This window comes from Streptomyces sp. NPDC003720 (genome assembly GCF_042875075.1).
Taxonomy (GTDB): domain Bacteria; phylum Actinomycetota; class Actinomycetes; order Streptomycetales; family Streptomycetaceae; genus Streptomyces.
This window is the reverse complement of record NZ_JBIANZ010000001.1, coordinates 875,279-896,317: the sequence shown is the minus strand read 5'-3', so window position 1 is coordinate 896,317 and position 21,039 is coordinate 875,279. Positions and strand designations below refer to the sequence as shown.

The window sequence follows — 21,039 nt, the reverse complement described above, 5'->3', positions numbered from 1 at the left end:
TCACCATGGACCGCTTCTACGATCCCGCATAGGACGTGACATGGCTCCTATGGGCCGTGTCACCCCTTTTCGCCCCGATCGGCGCTCCGCACCACGTCCTGCGGGGCCCGCGCCGACGCCGTCAGAGGCGGATCAGCGCCCCGTCAGGGGGTCCTGCCAATGTTGTTCTCGTGAACGGGCCGGGACACCGGGCCGGGAACGAGGAGAGGTGCCCGGAGTGGTTGATCGGGGACCGCGAGCACGCTCATGGTCGGGCCCCCGCGGGGGTCCACGCAGGTTCGAATCCTGCCCTCTCCGCCACAGGGAACGCCCCTCCCCCCGGCCCGGCATGCGGGGCCGGGATCAGACCACCGTGAGGACGATCTTCCCCGCGGTCCGGCCCAGCTCGCCGATCTCGTGCGCCTTCGCGGCGTCCGCCAGCGGCAGGACCGTGTCCACCACGGGCTTCAGGGCGCCCCGCTCAACCAGAGCGGCGATCTCGCGCAGGCCCAGGGGATCGGGTTCCACCAGCATCCAGACCGCGCGGACCCCGTCATGGGTCGCGGGCACGTCGTCGGGGCCGGGCAGGGTGATCAGCCGGCCGCCCGCCCGGAGCACCTTCACCGAGCGCTCGGCGGTCTCCCCGCCCAGTCCGTCGAGCACCACGTCGACGTCGCTCACCGCGCCCTCGAACCGCACCGCGCGGTAGTCGATCACCTCGTCCGCGCCCAGCGAGCGCACCAGGCCGTGCTTGCCGGCGCCGGCGGTGCCGATGACGTACGCGCCGCGGGCCTTGGCGATCTGCACCGCGAAGTGACCGACGCCGCCGCCCGCCGCGTGCACCAGCACCCGCTCCCCCGGGCGCACGTTCGCCGTGTCCACCAGGGCCTGCCAGGCCGTCAGCGCGGCCAGCGGCAGGGCGGCCGCCTCCACGTGCGTGAGGCCGGCCGGCTTGGCGGCGAAGTGCCGGGCCGGCGCCACCACGTAATCGGCGTAGGCCCCCGCCTGGCGCGGGAACAGCGGCATCCCGAAGACCTCGTCCCCGGGGCGCCACATCCCCACACCCGGTCCGACGGCCTCGACCGTGCCGGACACGTCCCAGCCCACGGCGGGAACGGCGCCCCAGCCGATGAGGGCCCCGCCGGCGCGGGTCTTCCAGTCCACCGGGTTCACTCCGGCCGCGTGCACCCGCACCAGCACCTCGTTCAGTCCCGGCTCGGGGCGCTCGACCTCGCGCTGGACCAGGTTCTCGGGTCCGCCCCACTGCTCCACGACCACCGCACGCATGCTCACTGCCTCGTCTTCCGTCTCGAATCCGCACGTCACCGGGACCTCCCCGGCGCGACACGGTCCACGATCCGGGAGACGGGACCACCATGGTGTTGGCCGTCAGGCCACTATGTGACAGGATCTGGCCATGAGTGGAACGCGCGCATGCGGGACGTCGGCGACACCCGACCAGGTGGTGGCCACGTCGCCTCGTCGGCACCGGATCGCCGTACTGGCCCTGCCGGGCGTCCCGCCCTTCGAACTGGGCATTCCCTCCCGTGTGTTCGGCAGCGTGACGGACGCCGAGGGCCGCCCGCTCTACGACGTCACCGTCTGCACCGCCGACGGTGCGCCGGTGCTCAGCGACGCCGGATTCACCGTGCAGCCCGCGGCCGGGCCGGAGGCGCTGGCCGCCGCGGACACCGTGATCGTCCCGCCCACGCACGCCATGCCCGAGCTGGGCCGCGGCGGCCCGCTGCCCCCCGAGGTGACGGCGGCCATCGCCGGCATCCGGCCGGGCACCCGGCTGGTGTCGATCTGCTCCGGCTCCTACGTACTGGCCGCGGCCGGGCTGCTCGACGGCCGGCCGGCCACCACCCACTGGAACCTGGCGCCGGAGTTCCGCCGCGCCTACCCGAAGGTCAAGGTGGACGAGGAGGTGCTGTTCGTCGACGACGGCGACGTGCTGACCTCGGCGGGCGTGGCCGCCGGCGTGGACCTGTGCCTGCACCTGATCCGCCGCGACCACGGCGCCGCCCTGGCCAACCGGGCCGCCCGGATGTGCGTCGTACCGCCGTGGCGGGACGGCGGACAGGCCCAGTACATCGACCGCCCGGTCCCCGAAGCCACCGTCGCCAGCACCACCGCCACCCGCGCGTGGGCGCTGGAGCGCCTCGGCGAGCCGCTGTCCCTCCTGCAGCTCGCCGAGCACGCCCGGATGAGCCTGCGCACCTTCACCCGGCGGTTCCGCGACGAGGTCGGCATGACCCCGGTGCAGTGGCTGACCGCTCAACGCCTCGAACTGGCCAAGCAGTTGCTGGAGACCACGGACCTCCCCATCGACCTGGTCGCGCACCGGGCCGGCTTCGGTTCCGCGAACTCCCTGCGCGCGCACATGCGCACGACGTTCGGGGTCTCCCCCGCGGCGTACCGTCGCGCCTTCAGCCCCAACGACCTCGCCGGGGCGCTGTGAGGCGGACGGACCGTGCGGCAGCCGGGGCGCCCGCACCCGGCGGGCCCGGCGGGACGGCGTTTCGCGCGCGGCCCCGGGCAGCGTGCCGTCTAACCTCGACGCGTGGGGCAGCCGGAGCAGCGTGCCGAGGGTGCGGGACCGTTCGTCACCAGGCGGACCTGGCGCCGTCCCGGCGGCGAGAGCGTGGTGTGGGAGTCCCGGACCGCACGGCGGCGCGGAACCGTCGCCGTCCGGCCGCCCGGCGCCGCGCCGAGCCGTCAGGCCTCGGCGGACGCCGTGTCCGTCGGCCGGCTGCGCAGGCTGAACGCCGTCGCGGCGACCGCCTTCGTCATCGGCGGAGCCCTCTTCGCGGCGGGCGCGGGCGTCTCCCTCTCCGGCGCCGGCGCCCGCGAGTGCGCCTCCGTCTACTTCGCCGGTGGTCTGTTCTTCAACACCGGCGGCTATGTGTCCCTGCTCCAGGTGGTCAACGCGCCGGTGCACGCCGAGGGCCGGCTGGTGACACCCCGCTGGCGCTGGTGGAGCTACGAGCCGATGCGGGTGGACTGGCTGGGCGCGTTCGTCCTCTTCGCCGGCACGCTCGTGTTCGCCGCCAACCTGATCGACTCCTTCCTGCGGGGTCTCAGCGTCCGGCAGATCAACCGGCTGGTCTGGACGCCCGACGTGATCGGCTGTGTGCTCTTCCTGGTCTCCGGGCACCTGGGCTTCACCGAGATCTGCCACCGGGGCCTGCCGTGCGTCCGGACCCGCAGCCTCGGCTGGTGGATCGTCGCCGTGAACCAGCTCGGCTCGGTGCTGTTCATGGTCTCCGCCCTCGCCGCCTTCACCCGCCCCGCCACCGGCGGCCTCGTCAACGCCGACATCGCCGACTGGGGCACGCTCACCGGAGCCCTGTGCTTCTCCGTCGGCGGCCTCCTCCAGCTGCGAGCGCCCCTGACCGGACCGCTCCGGGTGGTGGTCCGCCGCCCTGCGGCCACCGGCCGCTGAGCGTCGGGATCCGGATACGTGGCCGGTTTCCCATCATCAGCGGGGCACACGGGGTACAAGAGACAGGCAGAAGCCTCGCACACGCGTCCAGGAGCGACACGAGGCCGACGACCCGACGAGCTGGAGGCGAGAGACATGGGGCGGCCGGAGAGCACGGAAACCCGCCATGAGCGGTTCCGGACGGCGACTTCCTCCCGGCTGACCCGCGCCCTGGAGGCCATAGGCGCCGGCGCGTACGCCGTCGACGAGCAGGGCCGTATCGTCGCCGTCAACCCCCGCGCCCTGCACCTGCTCGGCCGGAGCGCCCAGGAGATGATCGGCCAGGACGCCCATGACCTGCTGCACCGCGGCCCACAGGGACAGCGGCTGCCCGCCGCGCAGTGCGGCATGCGGGAGGCCTTCCACTCCGGAGACCCGGCACACGGCCCCATCGACTACTTCGCCCACGCCGACGGCAGCCTGCTGGCCATCTCCTGGATGATCACCCCGTACGACATCGGGGACGACGCGAGCGGCACCCTGGTGGTGTTCCACCCGCTCGAGAGCACGCACCTGGCCGACACCCACCCCGAACAGGCGTCCGAAACGCTCACCGACCTGGAGCGACTGGCTCTCCTCGCCGAGACCACCACCCAGCTGACCTCGACCCTCGACGTGGACGAGGCGCTGCGCCGGCTGCTGGGCCTGGTCCTGCCCCGACTGGCGGACTGGGCCGTCATCGACCTGATCACCGAGCGCGACGAGGTGTGGCGCACCGCCGTGGTCCAGGCCGACGGGGGCACGCTGATCCATCACACCGAGCTGCAGGGACCGATGCCGCCGGTACCGGAGTCGTCCCCCATGCCCCTGTCCAGGGCGCTGCGGGGCGTCGCCTCCACCCTCGCCGGGCCGGAGACGTACCACGTCGCCCCGGACTCCGGCATCGCGGTGGAACAGCGCCACCTGTTCGACGCCACCGGCATCCGCTCCGCCGCCATCGCGCCCATCCGCAGTACCCGGGACGTCCTGGGCGCCCTGACGCTGGGCCGCGCCGCGCAGCCGGACGACTTCACCGTCGCCGACCTCACCCTGCTGGAGGACATCGGCCGCCGCGCCGGCCTCGCCCTGGACAACGCGCGCCTCTACCAGCGGCAGCGCGCGATCGCCGAGACGATGCAGAACCATCTGCTGCCCCAGATGCCGCGCGTGCCCGGTCTGCAGATGACGGTGCGCTATCTGCCCGCCCCCGACGCCTCGCAGGTCGGCGGGGACTGGTACGACGCCTTCGCCCTCTCCGACGGCGCCACGGCGCTGGCGATCGGCGACGTCGTGGGCCACGACCTGGAGGCCGCGGCCGGCATGGCCCAGCTGCGCAACATGCTCCGCGCCTACGCCTGGTCCCAGCAGAAGCCGCCCAGCAGGATCGTCGACCGGCTCGACGAGGCCATCATGCCCATCACCGACGTCGCGATGGCCACGCTGATCTTCGCCCGGCTGACACTCGCCGAGGACGGCCGGTGGGAGCTGTCCTGGACGAACGCCGGACACCCTCCGCCGCTGCTCATCACGCACGACGGCCTGACCGAGTTCCTGACCGACGGGCACGGCATCCTGCTCGGCACCGGAACCGGGGCGAAGCGGCCCGACGCCACGATCACGCTGCCCCCGGACAGCACCCTGCTGCTCTACACCGACGGCCTCATCGAGGCGCCCGGCCGAACCCTCGACGAGGGTCTGAGCGAGCTGCGCCAGCACGCCGCGGCCCTGGCCCACCGCTCGCTGACCTCGTTCACCGATCAGCTCCTGCGGCGGGTGCGCCCGCCGGGCCTCGACGACGTCGCCCTCCTCGCCCTGCGCACCCCGCCGGGTCCCGGCGGCAGCAACCCGTAGCCGCGGGTCGCACGGGTCCGCGGCCGTGCCGCCGCCGAGGCGCACCCCGGGACCGCCGGCGCGGCGCCCGCCGCGTACCGTGCGGGCGGGGCGCGCACGCGGGCCGGGGAGGACGCCGGGTCACCAGCCGGATCGAGGTACCGCCCCGCCGGGCGCTCCCCGCGCCGCCACCCCGCTGCCGCCGGTCCCGCCGGTCCCGCCGTGAAAGGTTCCCGTGCTCACCTCCTACGCCGCCCACTTCGACACCCCTGCCGGGTACCTCGACTTCGCACGCTTCGGTCCGCCCTCGCGCGACGCCGTGGCCGCCACCGCGCGCGCCATGACCGAGGCCGCGCACGCGGGCCACACCACCGTGGACGACCTGATGCGCGCGGAGGAGACGGCACGCGAGGCCGCCGCCCGTCTGGCGGGGACCGACGCCGAGCACACCGTGCTGCTGCCCAACGCGTCCACCGGTCTGTTCCACGCCGCTCTGGGCGTCCGGGAAGGCGTGGTCCTCGTGCCGCGCGGCGACTTCCCGGCGAACCACTACCCGTGGCGGCGCACCGCCGGGCTGGGCCGGGCCACACCCCGCTGGCTGGAACCGGGCCCCGGCGAAGGGGTCACCGCCGAGCTGGTCCGCGGCGCGCTCACCGACGACGTGGTCGCGGTGTCCGTCAGCGCCGTCGACTTCCGCACCGGTTTCCGCGCCGACCTGGCGGCGCTGCGCGAGGCGATCGGGCCCGGCCGGCTGCTCGTCGTGGACGCCATCCAGGCGTTCGGCGTGGCCGAGATGGCCTGGGAGGCGGCCGACGTGGTGGTCGCGGGCGGCCAGAAGTGGCTGCGGGCCGGCTGGGCCACGGGTTTCGCGACCCTGTCCGACCGCGCCCTGGGGATGCTGGAGCCGGTGCTGACCGGCTGGACGGGTGTGCGCGACGTCGGCGTGTTCGACGGCGCGGAGCACCCGCCCGCGCTGTCCGCGCAGCGGTGGTCCATCACGAATCTCAGTCCCGTGACGGCGGCCGCGTTCGCCGCCGCGCTGGACCTCGTCGAACGGCACACGGTCAGGGCGATCGAGGCGGCCGTCGCCGAGCGGATCGACGAACTCACCGAGGTGATCCGGCGGCACCGGGGCCGAGTCCTGTCCCCCGCCGACCCCGCCCGGCGCGCGGGCATCCTCTCCTTCACGATGCCGGAGCACGATCCGTCGCACGTCGCGAAGGCGCTGCACGCCGAGGACGTCGCGCTGACCGTGCGGGAGGACTCGCTCCGGCTCTCCCCGCACGCCTCCACCCCGCCCGAGGCGTCGGAGCGGCTCGCCGCCGCGCTCCGCGCACTGCCCGGCCGACGTTCGTGAGACCGGCCGGCCCGGCCGCCGGGGCGCACGCGCCGGCGAGGCCGTGCCCCCGGGGCATCCGGGCCGGGCTGCGGGGAACCCGCAGTGGAGGAACGGGGAGGTGTGCATGTTCGGCGATGACGGCTTGGGCCTGGACGAGGTGCTGCGTGCGGCGGAGGACGCCGCCCCGGTGGAGTCGGTGGACGTGGTGGCCCGGAACCTGGAGAAGCGGTTCTCGGCGGCACAGGTGTCCTTTCTGCTCGTCGACATGCTCGGCCGGGAAGCCGTCCGGCTGCCCAGGGCCGGTACGGCGGCCGAGTCCCGCGGCGAGCCGGAGAGGATGAGACTGGCGGGCAGCGTCTACGACCGGGTGCTGCGCTCCCAGTGCCTGCACCAGGAGGAGGACGGCGGGGGCGGCTACCGATTGGTGGCCCCGGTGACGAACCGGGGCGACTGCGTCGGCGTGCTGGAGATGGTGGTGCCCTGCCTGGACGAGACGGTCCGCGACGCGGTGACGCAGGCGGCGCACGCGCTGGCGTACATCGTGGTGACCGACCGGCGCTTCACCGACCTCTACCACTCGGGGCGGCGCACCACCACGATGAGTCTGGCGGCGGAGATCCAGCACCAGCTCCTGCCCTCGGCGGCCTGCTGCGAGGCGGCCTACTTCACCCTGGCGGGCGGTCTCGCACCGGCCGACGACGTCGGCGGCGACACCTACGACTACGCCCTGGACCAGGACGTTCTCCATGTGTCGATCACGGACGCGATGGGGCACGACACCGCTTCGGCGCTGCTGGCGACCCTGACCGTCAACGCCTTGCGCGGGGCCCGCCGCGGCGGCCGCGGCCTCCTCGAGCAGGCTTATGCCGCGCACGACGCGATCACCGCCAACACCCGCGGCATGACCACCGGCCAGTTGCTTCGCGTCGAGCTGGAGTCGGGCGCCTGCGAGCTGGTGAACGCCGGCCACCCCTGGCCGCTGCGGCTGCGGGGCGGCCGGGTCGAGCAGCTGCCCCTCAAGATCAACCTGCCGTTCGGGGTGCCCGCCCCGGTCGCCTACGAGGTGCAGCGGTTCCAGCTCGAGCCCGGTGACCGCCTGGTGCTGCTCACCGACGGCATGCAGGACCGCAAGGCCGCCGCGGTCGATCTGCCCGCCCTCATCGGGGACACCGCCGAGGAGCACCCCCGCGAGGTGGTCAGGGCCCTGACCACGGCGGTCATCGACGCGTGCGGCGGGACGCTGCCGGACGACGCCACCACCCTGGTGCTGGACTGGCACGGCAGCCGGTCGGGACTGCGCACCACCAGCGGCGGCTCCAACGCCGACGTCCGCTGACGGCCCGGTCCGGGCGCCGTGGCAGCCCCGGTCAGGCGGGGGAGCCGGGGCCGGGAGGAATGTGCACGGTCATGATCAGACGGCAGGTCCCGGTGCCCGAGCCGCGGTAGGTGTGGGCGGTGTCCCCGTCGAAGGTGGCGGTCTGCCCGGCTTCCACGGGATGCTCGGCGCCGTCGACGATCAGTGTCATCCGTCCGGCGGTGACACTGACGGTCTCCACGACCCCGGCCTGGTGCGGGTGGCTGGGGTACTCCTCGCCCGGCTCCAGGTTCCAGCGCCAGACCTCGACCGGGGCGGGGCCCGCGGTGGTCAGCATCAGCCTGGCCTCGCTGCCCCGAGGACCGGTCCACAGCGGAGTGAGCGCGTCCTCGGACACGACGCGTACGCGTCCCTCGGCACGGCCCTCCATGAGGGCGGACACCGAGACGCCCAGGGTGTCGGCCAGCCGTACGAGGGTGGCGAAGTTCGGGTTGCCCTGCGCCTTCTCCAGCGCGACCAGGGCGCCCTTGCTCACCTGCGCGCGCCGGCCGAGTTCGTCCAGCGAGAGCCCCGCGCGGGTGCGCGCCGCCCGGACGTTCTGCGCGAGCGTCCGCAGGGCCGCCTCGGTCTCCGCCATCCGTTCACCATCCTTGCCAGTGGTCCACTGGAATGCACCGTCCGGTCGTTTGGTTGACACCGCCCGGTCGGTTCGTTGTACGGTTCAGTCGTTCCATTGATAGTAAGGGATGTACCGTGATCGCTCTGCTGCTTGCCCTGGGCAGCTCCCTCGCCTACGGCTGCGCCGACTTCCTCGGCGGCCTCGGCGCCCGGAAGGCCCATGTGCTGCGCACCGTCATGGTCGCCGCCCCGGCCTCCCTGGCGGTGGAGCTGCTGCTGTGGCCGGTCCTCGGCGCCTCGTTCGGCACCGGCGCCCTCGCCTGGGGAGCGGCCTCGGGAGTCGCCTCGGCCGCCGCTTTCGCGCTGCTGTACAGGACGCTGGCGATCGGTCCGATGAACGTGCTGTCGCCGGTCACCGCGCTGGTGTCCGCCGCGCTCCCGGTCACCGTGGGGCTGCTCCAGGGCGAACACCTCACGGTCGCCGGGCTGATCGGGCTGCCGCTCGCGCTCGTCGCGGTCGTCCTCGTGAGCGCCGGACCCGGCGCCCGCTCCGCGCGTATCTCCCGTACGGCACTGCTGTCGGCGTTCGGCGCGGGCGCCGCCATCGCGCTCCAGCTCGTCTTCCTGCACCAGGCGCCCGCGGACAGCGGCGTGGCCCCGCTGATCGCGGGCCGGGCGGTGGCCTCGGCCGTCATCCTGGGGGCGGCCGGGGTGCTGCGCCGCAGACTCGGCGCGGAGAAGCCCGCGTACGCGATGTCCGCCGCCGCAGGCGTGCTGGACTCGCTCGCGAACCTGCTGTTCCTGCTCGCCGTACGCGGCGGGGACCTCACCGTCGTCGCCGTGACGACCGCGCTGTACCCCGCCGGCACGGTCCTGCTCGCCCGCGGCGTGCTCGCCGAACGCATCCACCGCGGTCAGCTCGTCGGGCTGGGCACCGCCGCCGTCGCCGTCGGCCTCCTCGCCCTCACCTGAACCACCGCCCCTCCCCCTCGCAAGGAGAACCGCATGTTCGTCCAGCCCTGGGACGCCTGCCTGGACGACGCCGAATGGCAGACCTGGATCGCCGACGGCCACGACTTCGGCCAGCTCAGCGTCAACGGGCTGCCCGGCCGCCCGCCGGCCGTCGTCCCCACCCACTTCACCACCGGCGACGGCCGGCTGCTGATACACCTCGCCAGAGCCAACCCGGTGTGGGAGGCCGTCGAGCACGACCCGAACGTCACCTTCACCGTCTTCGGCGACTACGCCTTCGTCCCCGGACCCTGGCGCGCCAGGCCCGGCGCCCCGCCCACCGACGGCGTGCCCACCAGCTACTACGCGGCCGTGCAGTTCTCCTGCCGCGCGCACGTCATCGACGACCCCGAGGCCAAGGCCGCGCTGCTGCGCCGTCAGATGGCGCACTTCCAGCCCGACGGCGACCACGCGCCGATCGACGCCGACCGGCCGCCCTACGGACGGATGCTGCCCGGCATCCGCGGTCTGGAGCTGGAAGTCGTCGAGGTGCGGGCCAAGTTCAAGTACGACGACCACAAGAGCGTGGAGCACCGCACGGCGGTCGCCGGTCACCTGGCCGAGCGCGGACAGGGCCTCGACGTGCCCACCGCACGGCAGCAGTTGCGCCGCCTGGACCGCATCGGCCCCTGGCGGCCCTGACCCCCAAGACACCCTCCGCACACGCGCACGAGACAGGACGCCGCCCATGACCGTCTTCCGCATCAGCCCCGCCGTCGCCGACGCCTTCCCCGACACCCTCATCGCCGTGGTCACCGCCACCGGTCTGCACGGCCGCGGGCCCTGGCCCGACACCTCCGCCGCCCTGGAGGACCTGGAGCGGCAACTCGCCGACGGCGCCTGGCGGCCCGCCGACGAGCAGGACCCCCGCATCGACGCCTGGCACACCGCCTACCGCTCCTTCGGCACCAACCCGCGCCGCATCCGGCCCAGCGTCGACGCCCTCGGCCGGCGGCTCGCCAAGAAGGGCGGCCTGCCGCGCGTCAACCCGGCCGTCGACTCCTACAACGTCGTCTCCGTCCGCCACGGCCTGCCCGCCGGCGCCTTCGACCTCGACCACGTGACCGGCGAGGTCGACATCCGGCACGCGGACGGCGACGAGGAGTTCACCCCGCTCGGCGAACCCGGCACCGTCGAGAACCCCAGGCCCGGCGAGATCGTCTACGCCGACGCCACCGGCGTCCTGACCCGCCACTGGAACCACCGCGACGCCCACCGGACCCGGGTCACCGAGGACTCCAGCCGGGTCGCCTTCGTCCTGGAGACCCTGCACGCCACCCGTGACGGCCACCTCCTGAAGGTCGCGGCCGACGAACTGCAGGGCCTCCTCGTCCCGCACGCCGACCGGACCGCGGTCCACCACTTCAGCCCCGCTCAGCCCGTCGTCGAGGTCTGATGCCGTGTTCGGCCAAGAGGCGGAGCCTCCTTCCCCCTCGGTGCCGAGGAGGGCCCTTCACTGCTGAGCCTCCAGGAGCGTGCGGGTGCGGTGCAGCAGCGCCTCCCGCACGGACTCCGGCGCGAGGACCCGCAGCGGTGTGCCGAGGCCGAGGAGATGGCGGGCGAGGCCGTCCGGGTCGGGGCCGCCTATGTCGACCAGGGTCGCCCCGGGGCCGTCGGGGCGGTGGGTGCCGACCGTCGCGGGGACGAGCCGCAGCGCCTCGTCCAGCGGCAGCGGGAGCCGGACGGTCGCCGTGACCGGGTAGGGACCGTTCGCGATGTTGCGGGAGACCAGTCGTGCCGGGTCGGGCGGGTCGGTGAGGTCCGCCGGACGTCCGGTGGGCTGCAGCCGGTCGACCCGGTCCGCCCGGAACGTCCGCCACTCGCCGCGCGCCACGTCCCGGGCCACGAAGTACCAGCGGCGCCCGGCGCACACCAGACGGTACGGGTCGACGTCGCGGAGCGTCGCCCGCCCCTCCGCGTCGACGTACGACAGCCGGGCCCGCTCACCTCGCCGGCAGGCGACCGCCAACTCCAGCAGCAGGCCCGTGGCGATCCGCGGCCCGTCGGCCGTAGGAAGGCTGACGAAGGCGTCGTCCAGGTCGCCGAGCCGCTCCGCGATCCGCCGGGGCAGCACCTGGCGCAGCTTCAGCAGGGCGGACAGCGCGGCCTGATCGCCGCCCATGGCGTCGCTCTGCGCGGCCTCCCGTAGACCGGCCGCCACGGCCAGCGCCTCCTCGTCGTCGAGGATCAGCGGCGGCACCCGGGAACCGGCTCGGAGGCGGTAGCCGCCCCAGGGGCCGGCCTCGGAGTCGACGGTGTAGCCCAGTTCGCGCAGCCGGGCGACGTCCCGGCGGACCGTGCGGTCCGTGACCTCCATGCGCCCGGCCAGTTCGGCGCAGGTCCAGGACGGCCGGGAGGACAGCAGGGACAGCAGCCGCAGCAGGCGGGCGGAGGAGCCGATCACCCGGGGAAGTTTCCCACAGCGTGCCATGACCAGGACCGGAACTGTCCGGGTCACGGCCTAGCGTTCCCCCATGACACAGGACACCGCTTCCGCACCCGCGTTCCGCTACGCCGCCGTCACCTTCGACTGCGCCGACCCCGCCGAGATGGCCCGCTTCTACGGCGAGTCGCTCGGCATGTCGATCCTCTACTCCAGCGACGACTTCGTCCTGCTCGGCCGGGAGGGGGCGACCGGGCTCGGCTTCAACCGTCTGGCCGACTACCGCCCGCCCACCTGGCCGGACCCCGCCCAGGAGAAGCAGGCCCACATCGAACTCGGCGTGGACGACCTGGACATCGCCGAGAAGCGACTGCTCGACCTGGGCGCGACCAAGCCCGCCTTCCAGCCGCAGCCCGAACGCTGGCGGGTGCTGCTGGACCCGGCCGGTCACCCGTTCTGCATCACGACCCTGGTCTGACCCGCCCCGGTGACCCGCCCGCGTCGCCGCCGGTGTTGAGCCGCGCGGCCTGGCGGGTGAGGTGGTCGCGCTCGGCCAGGTCGGGGGCCTTCCGGGCCGCCTCGGCGTACAGCCGTGCCGCCCTCGCCAGGTCGCCGTCGCGCTCGTGCAGGTAGGCCGCCACCGCGGTGTACCGGGGCAGCGAGTCGTCCAGGGCCGCGAGCGCCGCGAGCCCGGCGCGCGGTCCGTCGGCCTCGCCCACGGCGACGGCGCGGTTGAGCCGGACGACCGGGCTGTCGGTCAGTCTCGCGAGTTCGTCGTACCACTCGACGATCTGCACCCAGTCGGTCTCCCGGGCGGTGGGCGCGTCGGCGTGCAGCGCCGCGATCGCGGCCTGGGCCTGGAACTCGCCCAGGCGGTCCCGGGCGAGGGCGGCCTGCAGGACGTCGACGCCCTCGGCGATCGACGCGGTGTCCCACCGGCCGCGGTCCTGCTCGGCGAGCGGGACCAGGCTGCCGTCGGGCGCGGTACGGGCCGCTCGCCGGGCGTGGTGGAGCAGCATGAGGGCGAGCAGCCCCGCCACTTCGGGGTGGTCGATCCTGGCCGCGAGCTGCCGGGTGAGGCGGATGGCCTCGGCGGCGAGGTCGACGTCGCCCGAGTAGCCCTCGTTGAAGACCAGGTAGAGGACGCGCAGCACGGTCGTGACGTCGCCGGGCCGGTCGAACCCCGCGCCGCGGAGGGTGCGTTTGGCCCTGCTGATGCGCTGCGCCATGGTCGCCTCGGGCACCAGGTAGGCCTCGGCGATCTGGCGGGTGGTCAGTCCGCCGACGGCGCGCAGCGTGAGCGCGACCGCCGACGCCGGCGACAGCGAGGGGTGGGCGCACAGGAAGTACAGCCGGAGCGTGTCGTCCGCCTCCGGCGCCGGCCCGGGCGGCGGCTCCTCGTCGACCCGGTCCTCCCGCCGCCGGCGGGCGGCGTCCGCCCGCGTCGCGTCGAGGAACCGGCGCCAGGCCACGGTGACCAGCCAGCCCTTGGCGTCCCTCGGCGGGTCGGCCGGCCATGCCCGCACCGCCTCGACCAGTGCGTCCTGGACGGCGTCCTCGGCCGCCGCGAAGTCGGCTCCGCGGCGGACGAGGACGGCGATGACGCCCGGGATGAGGCTTCTCAGCAGCGCCTCGTCCATCGGCCGGGTCACTCCGTGATGGTGGGCGGCGCGGCCAGGAAGGGACGCACCTCGAGCCACTCGTGGATCGGCTTCCCGCCCGCGCCGGGCGCGGCCGACAGTTCCCCGGCCAGCTCGACGGCGCGGTCGCGGCTGTCGACGTCGATCACCATCCAGCCGGCGATGAGGTCCTTGGTCTCGGCGAACGGGCCGTCGGTGACCGGCGGCCGGCCCTCGCCGTCGTAGCGGACCCACATCCCCTCGGGCGCGAGCGCCTGGCCGTCGACGAACTCCCCGGTCCCTTCGAGCCGGGCCGCGAAGTCGCGCATGTACCGCATGTGCGCGGAGATCTCCTGCGGCGTCCACTGGTCCATCGGCACGTCGTTGACGGCTGCCGGAGCGCCTCGGTAGTGCTTGAGCAGCAGGTACTTCGCCATCGTGGGACTCCTCCGTACTGGTGCGGCCCATTGTGGCCGCCTTCACCACGGGGACGGAGCCGGCCACGGGTTCTCGACACGTCGGGCGAGAGTTTTTCCCACCTTCTTTTCCGCAGGTCTTTTCCGCACGTCCTTTCCGCACTCCGTGCTAAGTTCGACGCCGTCGTGCGCCGCTGCGAACCGAGGAGGTGAGACCGATCAACGCTTCGACAGGTCGGGACTCCCTCGCTCGCACGGTCCGGGGAGTGCCCGCGTAGGCATTCCGAAAGGCCAACGCCATGCGCTTCACTTCCGAGACGTCCTCCGCCGGCGTCACCGAACGACTCTTCCACCTCGACGAGATTCCGGGCGTGCTGTGGACGCCCGAAGGAGCCACGGGCACTCGTCCCCTCGTCCTGGTCGGTCACGGCGGCGGCCGGCACAAGAAGGCCCCCGACACCATGGACCTCGCGCACCGCTTCGTGACCGAAGGCGGTTACGCCGTGGTGGCGGTCGACGTGCCCGGCCATGGTGACCGGCCCACGCACCCGGAGTACGACCGGCTCGCGACCCGGAACCAGGCGCGTGTCGAGGCCGGTGAGGACCCGGGCCCGCTGATCGCCGAGTTCCACGCGCTCGTGGCCCGTCGGACCGTGCCGGAATGGCGGGCGGCGCTGGACGCGGTCCAGGCCCTCCCCGACGTCGGCCGCGGGCCGGTGGGCTACTGGGGTGTGTCGCTGGGCTGCGGGCTCGGGGTCCCCTTCGTCGCCGCCGAGCCCCGGGTCCGTGCGGCGGTCCTGGGCCTGGGCGGTGGCTCGGCGTCGGCGGAGGCAGCCTCGCGGATCACCGTTCCGGTGGAGTTCCTGCTGCAGTGGGACGACGAGCGCGTGCCGCGGGCGGCGAGTCTGGCGCTGTACGACGCCCTGGCGTCGGCGGAGAAGACGCTGCACGCCAACCCCGGCAAGCACGGGGACCTCCCGGCGTTCGAACTGGACGGCTCCCTGCGGTTCTTCGGCCGGCACCTGAACTGACGCCGACGGGGCGACGGTGTGCGCGGTGGACCGGGCACACCGGCGGTATCGGCTTGCGTGGTTCCCGCTCAGGGGTCAGTGTCGGCTGACACCCGAAGAAGGCGGAGCAGATGACCACGCAAGCCCACCCCGTGGACCACGAACTCGTCGAGGCGGCGGCCCATGTCGCCGCCACGCGGTGCCGGGGCGACAACCACACCATGGCGGCCGCGGCCCGTGCCCGCGACGGCCGGATCGTCACCGCGGTGAACGCCTACCACTTCACCGGCGGCCCCTGCGCCGAGCTGGTCGTCATCGGCGCGGCGGCCGCCCAGGGCGCGTACGAGCTGGAGACCATGGTGGCCGTCGGCGACCGGGACCGGGGGGTGGTTCCTCCGTGCGGCCGCTGCCGTCAGGTCCTGCTCGACTACTTCCCCGCGCTCCTGGTCGTCGTCGGCAGCGGTGACGGCCTCCGGGCGGTCGCCGTCCGGGATCTGCTGCCGGAGAGCTACGTCTGGGCCGACCACCAGCTCGACGCCGGGTGAACCGGTGCGGCGCCGGGCGGGAACGGCCCGTACCGCGCGCCGTCGGTGAAGGTCCGGTCAGGCACGCGTCAGACGCGCGTCAGCGTTCTCCGGCAGTCTCGTACTCGTGAACGGCACGGGAGAACACCCCGGCCGGTCAAGGGAGAGGTGCCCGGAGTGGTTGATCGGGGACCAGCGAGCTCGCCTCACGGTCGGGCCTCCTCGGAGGTCCACGCAGGTTCGAATCCTGCCCTCTCCGCAGTGCGCGGTCGTCCGGCGGAACCGGACACGATGGAGGCCCGTCACGAAGGTGACGGGCCTCCATCCGCGCGGCGGGGTGTCAGTGGTTGGTGAGCATGCCCTCGCGCAGGCGGGCGAGGGTGCGGGAGAGCAGACGCGAGACGTGCATCTGCGAGACGCCCAGGTGCTCGCCGATCTGGGCCTGGGTCAGCTCCTCGACGAACCGCATGTGGATGATCTGCCGGTCCCGCTCGCCGAGCCCGGCGATCAGCGGCGCCAGGGCGTGGAAGTCCTCGACCAGGCCGAGAGCGGCGTCCTCGGTGCCGATGAAGTCCTCCAGCGCGGCCTCACCGTCCGCGCTGCCGTTGATCGTGGCGTCGAGGGAGGAGGAGTTGTAGCCGTTCGCGGCCAGCCGGGCCTCGCGGACCTCTTCCTCGGACAGGCTCATCAGCTCCGCCAGTTCCCTGGCCGACGGCATGCGGCCCAGGCGGCTCTGCAGCTCCTCCGTCGCGCGGGCGAGCTGGACCCGGGCCTCCTGCAGGCGCCGGGGCACGTGCACGGCCCAGGTGGTGTCGCGGAAGAACCGCTTGATCTCGCCGACGATGTAGGGGATGGCGAAGGAGGTGAACTCCGCCTCCCGCGAGAGCTCGAACCGGTCGATCGCCTTGATCAGGCCGATCATGCCGACCTGGACGATGTCCTCCATCTCCTCCGCGCCCCGGCTGCGGAACCGGCCGGCCGCGAAGCGGACCAGGGACATGTTCATCTCGATCAGCGTGTTGCGGGCGTACTGGTACTCGTGCAGGCCTCCTCCAGCACCGCCAGCTGATGGAAGAACAGCTTGGACAGCTCACGGGCGTCCTTGGGGGCCACCCGGGAGGGGTCGGCGACCTCCGGCAGCTCCGCCGTCCGCGTACCTGTCGCCACCGTGCTCGTGGACGTCATGCTTCCCCTCCCGAAATCCCGGACCGTCACTGCTGTCTTTCCCGCCACTGCTTCCCAGTGGCCGGCGGCGCGGTCGATGACGCAGCGCGTACCCCCTCATCCTGAGCCCACGCCTGCCGTTCGCGCCAATGTGTCATGGATCTCCTCCGGCTCGCGAACAGGCCGTCGGACCGTGGAACGCTGCCCCGAGCCGGCGGGAGGGGACCGCATGACCGACAGACCCGGCAGATGCCGCCGGGTTATGCGAGATCACGGTCTGGTGCCGACCGCGTCCGCCGCCGAAACCCGCCGTACCGCACGGCCGTTGCCCCGCATGTGTATGACGAACACCTTTTCACCAGCGGAACCTCCCGCCTGCTGGGCTCCTACTGGCTGGAGACCCCCGTCCGGCGCTCCCCGAAGCCCTGTTGCAGTTTCGCACCGCCCGTGCCGCGGCGGTCGCTGAGCGGGGCGCGCCTGGCCCGTACCGCCTTCACCGTGGCCGCGTACGCCCTCATCGTGACCGCACTCGCCCTCGCCGCCACCGGATGACCTCCCGCGCCGTCCCCTCTCCGAATGACGTCGGGCGTGCTCCTTGGGCCGACTGGTGACCCCGTTCGAGGGGCGTGCCGCCTGCCGCGCATCCGCCGGCCGGACGCCCCGGAAAGTGTCCGGTAGGCGGCCGGCGGCTACCGGCCGGCACCGCCCGACGCCCACGACGGGAGACGCCCATGCACGACGACGGCCGGTACGCACCGCATCCGCCCGGCCGCGGCTGAACGGGGGCGCCGTGCACTGGCTCTTCGGCGACCAGCTCGGGCCGCACTTCCTCAGCCCCGGCGACGGCGGCCCCGGACGGGACACCCCGCTGCTGATGATCGAGGCGCGGTCGGTGTTCCGGCGCCGGCGCTTCCACCGGGCCAAGGCGCACCTGGTCCTCTCCGCCATGCGCCACCGGGCCGCCGAACTCGGCGACCGGGCGACGTACGTACGGGCCGACACCTACCGGGAGGGACTGCGGCGCGCGGCGGGCGACCGCCCGGTCACCGTCCACCATCCGACGTCCTACGCCGCCGCCCGGCTGGTGCGTTCGCTCCCGCAGGTCACCGTGGGCCCCGCACGGGGCTTCCTGGTCCCGGTGGACGACTTCGCCGCGTGGGCGGACGGGCACGGCGGAAAGCGGCTGCGGCAGGAGGACTTCTACCGGTGGGTGCGCCGCGGACACGGCCTGCTGATGGACGGCGACACCCCGGCGGGCGGCCACTGGAACTACGACCACGACAACCGGCGGCCGCCGCCCCGCGACGCGTCGTCCCTTCCGGTTCCGGCGCCCTACCGTCCCCGGGAGGACGAGATCGACGAGGAGGTCCGCCACGACCTCGACCGCTGGGAGAAGGACGGTGACGTCTCCTTCGTCGGACGTGACGGGCCCCGCTCGTTCCCCGCGACCCGCTCCGAGGCGCGAGCCGCCCTGAAGCGCTTCCTCTCCCACCGGCTCGGCACCTTCGGGCCCCACGAGGACGCCATGCTCGCCGCCGACCCGGTGATGAGCCACAGCCTGCTGTCGTCCTCGCTCAACCTGGGCCTGCTCGACCCCGCCGAGTGTGTCGGGCGGGCCGAGGCCGAGTGGCGCGCCGGGCGGGCGCCGCTCGGCAGCGTGGAGGGGTTCGTCCGGCAGATCGCCGGCTGGCGCGAGTACGTGTGGCAGCTCTACTGGTACTTCGGCGAGGACTACCGGCACTCCAACGTCCTCGGCCACACGGCGCCGTTGCCGCGGTGGTGGAGCGAGCTGGACGCGGACGCGGTCGGGGCCCGCTGCCTCAGCACGGTCCTGGCGCAGGTTCGGGACACGGGGTGGACGCACCACATCCCGCGGCTGATGATCCTCGGCAGCCACGCCCTGCAGCGGGGCTGGGACCCCGCCGCGCTCACGGACTGGTTCCACCGCTGCTTCGTGGACGGCTACGACTGGGTCATGGTGCCCAACGTCGTCGGCATGTCCCAGTACGCCGACGGCGGCCGGATGACGACCAAGCCGTACACCTCGGGCGGTTCGTACGTGAACCGCATGAGCGATCTGTGCGGGCCGTGCCGCTACCGGCCGGGCGAGCGGACCGGCGAGCACGCCTGTCCGTACACCGCCGGCTACTGGGCCTTCCTGGACCGGCACCGGGAACGGCTCAGCCACAATCCGCGGATCGCCCAGCCGGTACGGCAGTCGGAGCGGCTCGCCGACCTGGCCGAGGTCCGCCGGCAGGAACGCGCGCGGGGCGACTCGCCCCCCTGAGCGCGGCGCCCCTGTCAGGCGCCCGGGAGATCGCTCAGCACCTCCCGGGCGGCCCGGCTGCCCGAGGCCAGCGCCCCCTGCACGGAACCGGTGGCCCGGTGGTCCCCGCAGACGTACCGGCCCGGCGCGAGGCGCGTCGGGCGGCTCAGCGGCCACGGCGGACGCATCGCGGGCAGGGCTCCCGTCACGGTGTACGCGGCCACCTGCCGCCACTCGCCGGTGTCGGTGCCGTAGAGCTCCGCGAGGCGCCGCAGCACGGCTCCGCCCCGCTCCGGGCGGTCGAGTCCCAGCACGGAGGTGGAGATCAGCGCGGTGCCGGGCGGCGCGTACGTGGGCGCCGCCTCGGTGAGGACGCAGGTGTTGAGGACCGCCCGGGTGCTGTCCACCACCAGGGTCGGCTCGGCCAGGGGGGAGCGGGCGGCCGCGTGGTAGTACGTGGTGACCGTGCGGCTGTCCGGCGCGGCCGTGCCGGGCAGCAGACGGGCGGCGGTGACGGCGTCCGTCGCCACGACGACGGTCGTGGCGGGCAGTTCGCGGCCGTCCGCGAGCAGCACCCCGGAGGCGGTGACCTCGTCGACCGGCGTCTCCAGCCGCAGCACGCCCTCGGGCAGGCCGGCGGCGAGCTGGGCGGGTACGGCGCCGATGCCGCCGGCGGGAAGGCAGAGCGTCCCGCGGGCCATGCTGCGCCAGACGAGGTGGAAAAAGCGGCCGGACGTCTCCAGTGCGTCCTCCAGGAACACGCCGGAGAGGAACGGCCGCAGGATCTCGGCCACCGTCTCCGCCGACACGCCGGCGCGGGACAGGGTCTCGGCGGTGGAGCGGTCCGCGCCCCGCTTGAGGACGCCGGCCGGCAGCAGGACGTCCCGCGCGGTGAGCGCCCCGAGGGCGGCCAGGTCACGCGCCGGCAGGACCCGACCGGGCAGCAGCGCCCCCGCGTCCCTCGGCCGGCGGGTCGGGTCGGCGAGGCGGACGGGGCCGCGCGAGGTGTGCGCGACGAGGCCGGGAGTGAACGGCCGCAGCCGCAGGCTCCTCAGGTCGAGGCGTCGCTTCACCTGAGGGTAGGAGGTGTTGAACACCTGGAAGCCCCGGTCCAGCAGGAACCCGTCCCGCCGGTCCGTGCGCATACGGCCGCCCACGCCGTCGGACGCCTCCAGGAGCGCGACGCGCCGCCCGGCGCGGCACAGGTCCAGCGCGCAGGCCAGGCCGGCGAGCCCCGCACCGACGACGACGGTGTCCGGCTCCCCGCTGTGCCGAGTCATCATGGTCCCCTTCCTTCGACGCGGACACCTGTACCCCGAAAGCGGGGACCGGCCTCGCGGCGCGCCCAGCGTCGCCCGCCGTGGCACCCGTTCCGCCGCGGTGCGGTGCGCCGGGGGCGGGGAGTGGGGCACATCGGTCAGTTTTCGAGAAGCCACGGCACCGGGGCTTTCCCTACCGTCGAGGACATGACCTCCATCGACTCCGTCACCCTCGAGGTGGCCGACGCCGCGGCCGCCGCCCGCTTCTGCTCCCACGCCTTCGGGCTCGACTCCTCGCGGGTACGCCTGCGGGCCTGCGAGGAGCCGACGAGCGGCTTCCGCGGCTTCACGCTGTCGCTCGTGGTGTCCCAGCCCGGCAACGTGGACGCCCTGATCGGGGCGGCCCTGGACGAGGGCGCCACCGCTCTCAAGCCCGCCGCGAAGTCGCTGTGGGGCTACGGCGGTGTCGTCCAGGCCCCGGACGGCACGGTCTGGAAGATCGCCACGTCGGCGAAGAAGGACACCGGGCCGGCCACCCGCGACATCGACGAGCTCGTCCTCCTGCTGGGCGTCGCGGACGTGAAGGCCAGCAAGCGCTTCTACGTCGAGCGGGGTCTCACCGTGGGCAAGAGCTTCGGCGGCACGTACGTCGAGTTCGCCGCCGGGCCGGGAGCCGTCAAGCTGGCCCTGTACAAGCGGCGCGCGCTCGCCAAGGACGCGGGGCTGCCTGCCGACGGCACCGGATCGCACCGACTCGTGCTCTCCGGCGCCGCCGGCCCGTTCAGCGACCCCGACGGGTTCGTCTGGGAGGCCGCGGCCCCGCTGGGCGCCACGGCGTGACGC

The 21,039-nt window shown here is 73.9% G+C and carries 20 protein-coding genes, 1 tRNA gene and 2 pseudogenes; 16 read left to right on the top strand and 7 right to left on the bottom strand.

Going from position 1 to position 21,039, the window contains the following annotated elements; all coding sequences use genetic code 11:
• Positions 1-202 precede the first annotated feature (202 nt).
• Positions 203-300 (top strand) — tRNA-Cys (locus ACFYU0_RS04375).
• Positions 301-342: 42 nt separating this feature from the next.
• Here ACFYU0_RS04375 and ACFYU0_RS04370 read toward each other — a convergent pair.
• On the bottom strand, positions 343-1,266 hold the full coding sequence (locus ACFYU0_RS04370; RefSeq protein ID WP_389297985.1) for an NADP-dependent oxidoreductase: 924 nt from the start codon (positions 1,264-1,266) through the stop codon (positions 343-345).
• Between the two features lie 130 nt (positions 1,267-1,396).
• Here ACFYU0_RS04370 and ACFYU0_RS04365 point away from each other — a divergent pair, with 130 nt between their 5' ends.
• The 5 genes from ACFYU0_RS04365 (at position 1,397) to ACFYU0_RS04345 (ending at position 7,947) form a co-directional block, all read left to right on the top strand.
• Positions 1,397-2,440: a GlxA family transcriptional regulator gene (locus ACFYU0_RS04365; protein WP_389297671.1), complete on the top strand. Its 1,044-nt coding sequence runs from the start codon at positions 1,397-1,399 to the stop codon at positions 2,438-2,440.
• Between the two features lie 102 nt (positions 2,441-2,542).
• Entirely contained in the window at positions 2,543-3,424 is an 882-nt protein-coding gene (locus ACFYU0_RS04360; RefSeq protein WP_389297670.1) for a hypothetical protein, read from the top strand.
• A gap of 135 nt (positions 3,425-3,559) precedes the next feature.
• Positions 3,560-5,293, top strand: a complete 1,734-nt coding sequence (locus ACFYU0_RS04355; protein ID WP_389297668.1) for a SpoIIE family protein phosphatase — start codon at positions 3,560-3,562, stop codon at positions 5,291-5,293.
• Positions 5,294-5,507: 214 nt separating this feature from the next.
• Complete coding sequence (locus ACFYU0_RS04350) at positions 5,508-6,629, top strand: aminotransferase class V-fold PLP-dependent enzyme (protein WP_389297666.1); 1,122 nt, start codon at positions 5,508-5,510, stop codon at positions 6,627-6,629.
• Positions 6,630-6,735: 106 nt separating this feature from the next.
• Positions 6,736-7,947 carry a PP2C family protein-serine/threonine phosphatase gene (locus tag ACFYU0_RS04345; protein WP_389297664.1) on the top strand — a complete coding sequence of 404 codons (1,212 nt, stop codon included), beginning with the start codon at positions 6,736-6,738 and terminating at the stop codon, positions 7,945-7,947.
• A gap of 31 nt (positions 7,948-7,978) precedes the next feature.
• Here the strand turns inward: ACFYU0_RS04345 and ACFYU0_RS04340 are convergent, their stop codons facing one another.
• Complete coding sequence (locus ACFYU0_RS04340) at positions 7,979-8,563, bottom strand: helix-turn-helix domain-containing protein (RefSeq protein WP_389297662.1); 585 nt, start codon at positions 8,561-8,563, stop codon at positions 7,979-7,981.
• A gap of 116 nt (positions 8,564-8,679) precedes the next feature.
• On the opposite strand from ACFYU0_RS04340, the gene ACFYU0_RS04335 reads away from it, so the two are divergent.
• The 3 genes from ACFYU0_RS04335 to ACFYU0_RS04325 are packed head-to-tail and all read left to right on the top strand — an operon-like array spanning position 8,680 to position 10,951.
• Positions 8,680-9,516: a DMT family transporter gene (locus ACFYU0_RS04335; protein WP_351663285.1), complete on the top strand. Its 837-nt coding sequence runs from the start codon at positions 8,680-8,682 to the stop codon at positions 9,514-9,516.
• Between the two features lie 33 nt (positions 9,517-9,549).
• The gene (locus tag ACFYU0_RS04330; protein ID WP_389297659.1) at positions 9,550-10,197 is read left to right on the top strand and encodes an FMN-binding negative transcriptional regulator; all 648 of its coding nucleotides are present in this window, start codon (positions 9,550-9,552) and stop codon (positions 10,195-10,197) included.
• A 46-nt stretch (positions 10,198-10,243) separates the two neighbouring features.
• A complete protein-coding gene (locus ACFYU0_RS04325) occupies positions 10,244-10,951 on the top strand; it encodes a B3/4 domain-containing protein (RefSeq protein WP_389297657.1) in 708 nt (235 codons plus the stop codon).
• 57 nt (positions 10,952-11,008) lie between these two features.
• Here ACFYU0_RS04325 and ACFYU0_RS04320 read toward each other — a convergent pair whose 3' ends face one another.
• Entirely contained in the window at positions 11,009-11,986 is a 978-nt protein-coding gene (locus ACFYU0_RS04320) for a helix-turn-helix transcriptional regulator (RefSeq protein WP_389297983.1), read from the bottom strand.
• Between the two features lie 43 nt (positions 11,987-12,029).
• Between ACFYU0_RS04320 and ACFYU0_RS04315 the strand changes: the two genes are divergently transcribed.
• Positions 12,030-12,416, top strand: coding sequence for a VOC family protein (locus tag ACFYU0_RS04315; RefSeq protein ID WP_389297655.1), 387 nt, complete (start codon positions 12,030-12,032; stop codon positions 12,414-12,416).
• Here the strand turns inward: ACFYU0_RS04315 and ACFYU0_RS04310 are convergent.
• Positions 12,400-13,578, bottom strand: a complete 1,179-nt coding sequence (locus tag ACFYU0_RS04310) for an RNA polymerase sigma factor (RefSeq protein WP_389297981.1) — start codon at positions 13,576-13,578, stop codon at positions 12,400-12,402. The two genes, ACFYU0_RS04315 and ACFYU0_RS04310, sit on opposite strands and share 17 nt — an antisense overlap.
• 8 nt (positions 13,579-13,586) lie before the next feature.
• Positions 13,587-13,994, bottom strand: a complete 408-nt coding sequence (locus ACFYU0_RS04305; RefSeq protein ID WP_389297653.1) for a YciI family protein — start codon at positions 13,992-13,994, stop codon at positions 13,587-13,589.
• 278 nt (positions 13,995-14,272) lie between these two features.
• Here ACFYU0_RS04305 and ACFYU0_RS04300 point away from each other — a divergent pair, with 278 nt between their 5' ends.
• From ACFYU0_RS04300 to ACFYU0_RS04290, 3 genes and pseudogenes are all read left to right on the top strand, one after another.
• The gene (locus ACFYU0_RS04300) at positions 14,273-15,004 is read left to right on the top strand and encodes a dienelactone hydrolase family protein (RefSeq protein ID WP_389297651.1); all 732 of its coding nucleotides are present in this window, start codon (positions 14,273-14,275) and stop codon (positions 15,002-15,004) included.
• Positions 15,005-15,114: 110 nt separating this feature from the next.
• A complete protein-coding gene (locus tag ACFYU0_RS04295; RefSeq protein ID WP_351663267.1) occupies positions 15,115-15,528 on the top strand; it encodes a cytidine deaminase in 414 nt (137 codons plus the stop codon).
• Positions 15,529-15,669: 141 nt separating this feature from the next.
• Positions 15,670-15,766: pseudogene (locus ACFYU0_RS04290) on the top strand.
• 81 nt (positions 15,767-15,847) lie between these two features.
• Here the strand turns inward: ACFYU0_RS04290 and ACFYU0_RS04285 are convergent.
• A pseudogene (locus tag ACFYU0_RS04285) lies at positions 15,848-16,692 on the bottom strand (RNA polymerase sigma factor SigF).
• 315 nt (positions 16,693-17,007) lie between these two features.
• Here ACFYU0_RS04285 and ACFYU0_RS04280 point away from each other — a divergent pair.
• Positions 17,008-17,223 carry a hypothetical protein gene (locus tag ACFYU0_RS04280; protein WP_351663261.1) on the top strand — a complete coding sequence of 72 codons (216 nt, stop codon included), beginning with the start codon at positions 17,008-17,010 and terminating at the stop codon, positions 17,221-17,223.
• 238 nt (positions 17,224-17,461) lie between these two features.
• On the top strand, positions 17,462-18,958 hold the full coding sequence (locus ACFYU0_RS04275) for a cryptochrome/photolyase family protein (RefSeq protein WP_389297649.1): 1,497 nt from the start codon (positions 17,462-17,464) through the stop codon (positions 18,956-18,958).
• A gap of 14 nt (positions 18,959-18,972) precedes the next feature.
• Here the strand turns inward: ACFYU0_RS04275 and ACFYU0_RS04270 are convergent, their stop codons facing one another.
• The gene (locus tag ACFYU0_RS04270) at positions 18,973-20,220 is read right to left on the bottom strand and encodes an NAD(P)/FAD-dependent oxidoreductase (protein WP_351663255.1); all 1,248 of its coding nucleotides are present in this window, start codon (positions 20,218-20,220) and stop codon (positions 18,973-18,975) included.
• A gap of 183 nt (positions 20,221-20,403) precedes the next feature.
• Here ACFYU0_RS04270 and ACFYU0_RS04265 point away from each other — a divergent pair, with 183 nt between their 5' ends.
• Positions 20,404-21,036 (top strand): glyoxalase, encoded by a 633-nt coding sequence (locus tag ACFYU0_RS04265; RefSeq protein ID WP_351663252.1) that lies wholly within the window; start codon positions 20,404-20,406, stop codon positions 21,034-21,036.
• Positions 21,037-21,039 lie beyond the last annotated feature (3 nt).

Coding starts and splice junctions, on each gene's coding strand:
- ACFYU0_RS04370 (WP_389297985.1), bottom strand. CDS start 1,266: ATGCGTGCGGTGGTCGTGGAGCAGTGGGGCGGACCCGAGAACCTGGTC.
- ACFYU0_RS04365 (WP_389297671.1), top strand. CDS start 1,397: ATGAGTGGAACGCGCGCATGCGGGACGTCGGCGACACCCGACCAGGTG.
- ACFYU0_RS04355 (WP_389297668.1), top strand. CDS start 3,560: ATGGGGCGGCCGGAGAGCACGGAAACCCGCCATGAGCGGTTCCGGACG.
- ACFYU0_RS04345 (WP_389297664.1), top strand. CDS start 6,736: ATGTTCGGCGATGACGGCTTGGGCCTGGACGAGGTGCTGCGTGCGGCG.
- ACFYU0_RS04340 (WP_389297662.1), bottom strand. CDS start 8,563: ATGGCGGAGACCGAGGCGGCCCTGCGGACGCTCGCGCAGAACGTCCGG.
- ACFYU0_RS04330 (WP_389297659.1), top strand. CDS start 9,550: ATGTTCGTCCAGCCCTGGGACGCCTGCCTGGACGACGCCGAATGGCAG.
- ACFYU0_RS04325 (WP_389297657.1), top strand. CDS start 10,244: ATGACCGTCTTCCGCATCAGCCCCGCCGTCGCCGACGCCTTCCCCGAC.
- ACFYU0_RS04320 (WP_389297983.1), bottom strand. CDS start 11,986: ATGGCACGCTGTGGGAAACTTCCCCGGGTGATCGGCTCCTCCGCCCGC.
- ACFYU0_RS04315 (WP_389297655.1), top strand. CDS start 12,030: ATGACACAGGACACCGCTTCCGCACCCGCGTTCCGCTACGCCGCCGTC.
- ACFYU0_RS04310 (WP_389297981.1), bottom strand. CDS start 13,578: ATGGACGAGGCGCTGCTGAGAAGCCTCATCCCGGGCGTCATCGCCGTC.
- ACFYU0_RS04305 (WP_389297653.1), bottom strand. CDS start 13,994: ATGGCGAAGTACCTGCTGCTCAAGCACTACCGAGGCGCTCCGGCAGCC.
- ACFYU0_RS04300 (WP_389297651.1), top strand. CDS start 14,273: ATGCGCTTCACTTCCGAGACGTCCTCCGCCGGCGTCACCGAACGACTC.
- ACFYU0_RS04295 (WP_351663267.1), top strand. CDS start 15,115: ATGACCACGCAAGCCCACCCCGTGGACCACGAACTCGTCGAGGCGGCG.
- ACFYU0_RS04270 (WP_351663255.1), bottom strand. CDS start 20,220: ATGATGACTCGGCACAGCGGGGAGCCGGACACCGTCGTCGTCGGTGCG.
- ACFYU0_RS04265 (WP_351663252.1), top strand. CDS start 20,404: ATGACCTCCATCGACTCCGTCACCCTCGAGGTGGCCGACGCCGCGGCC.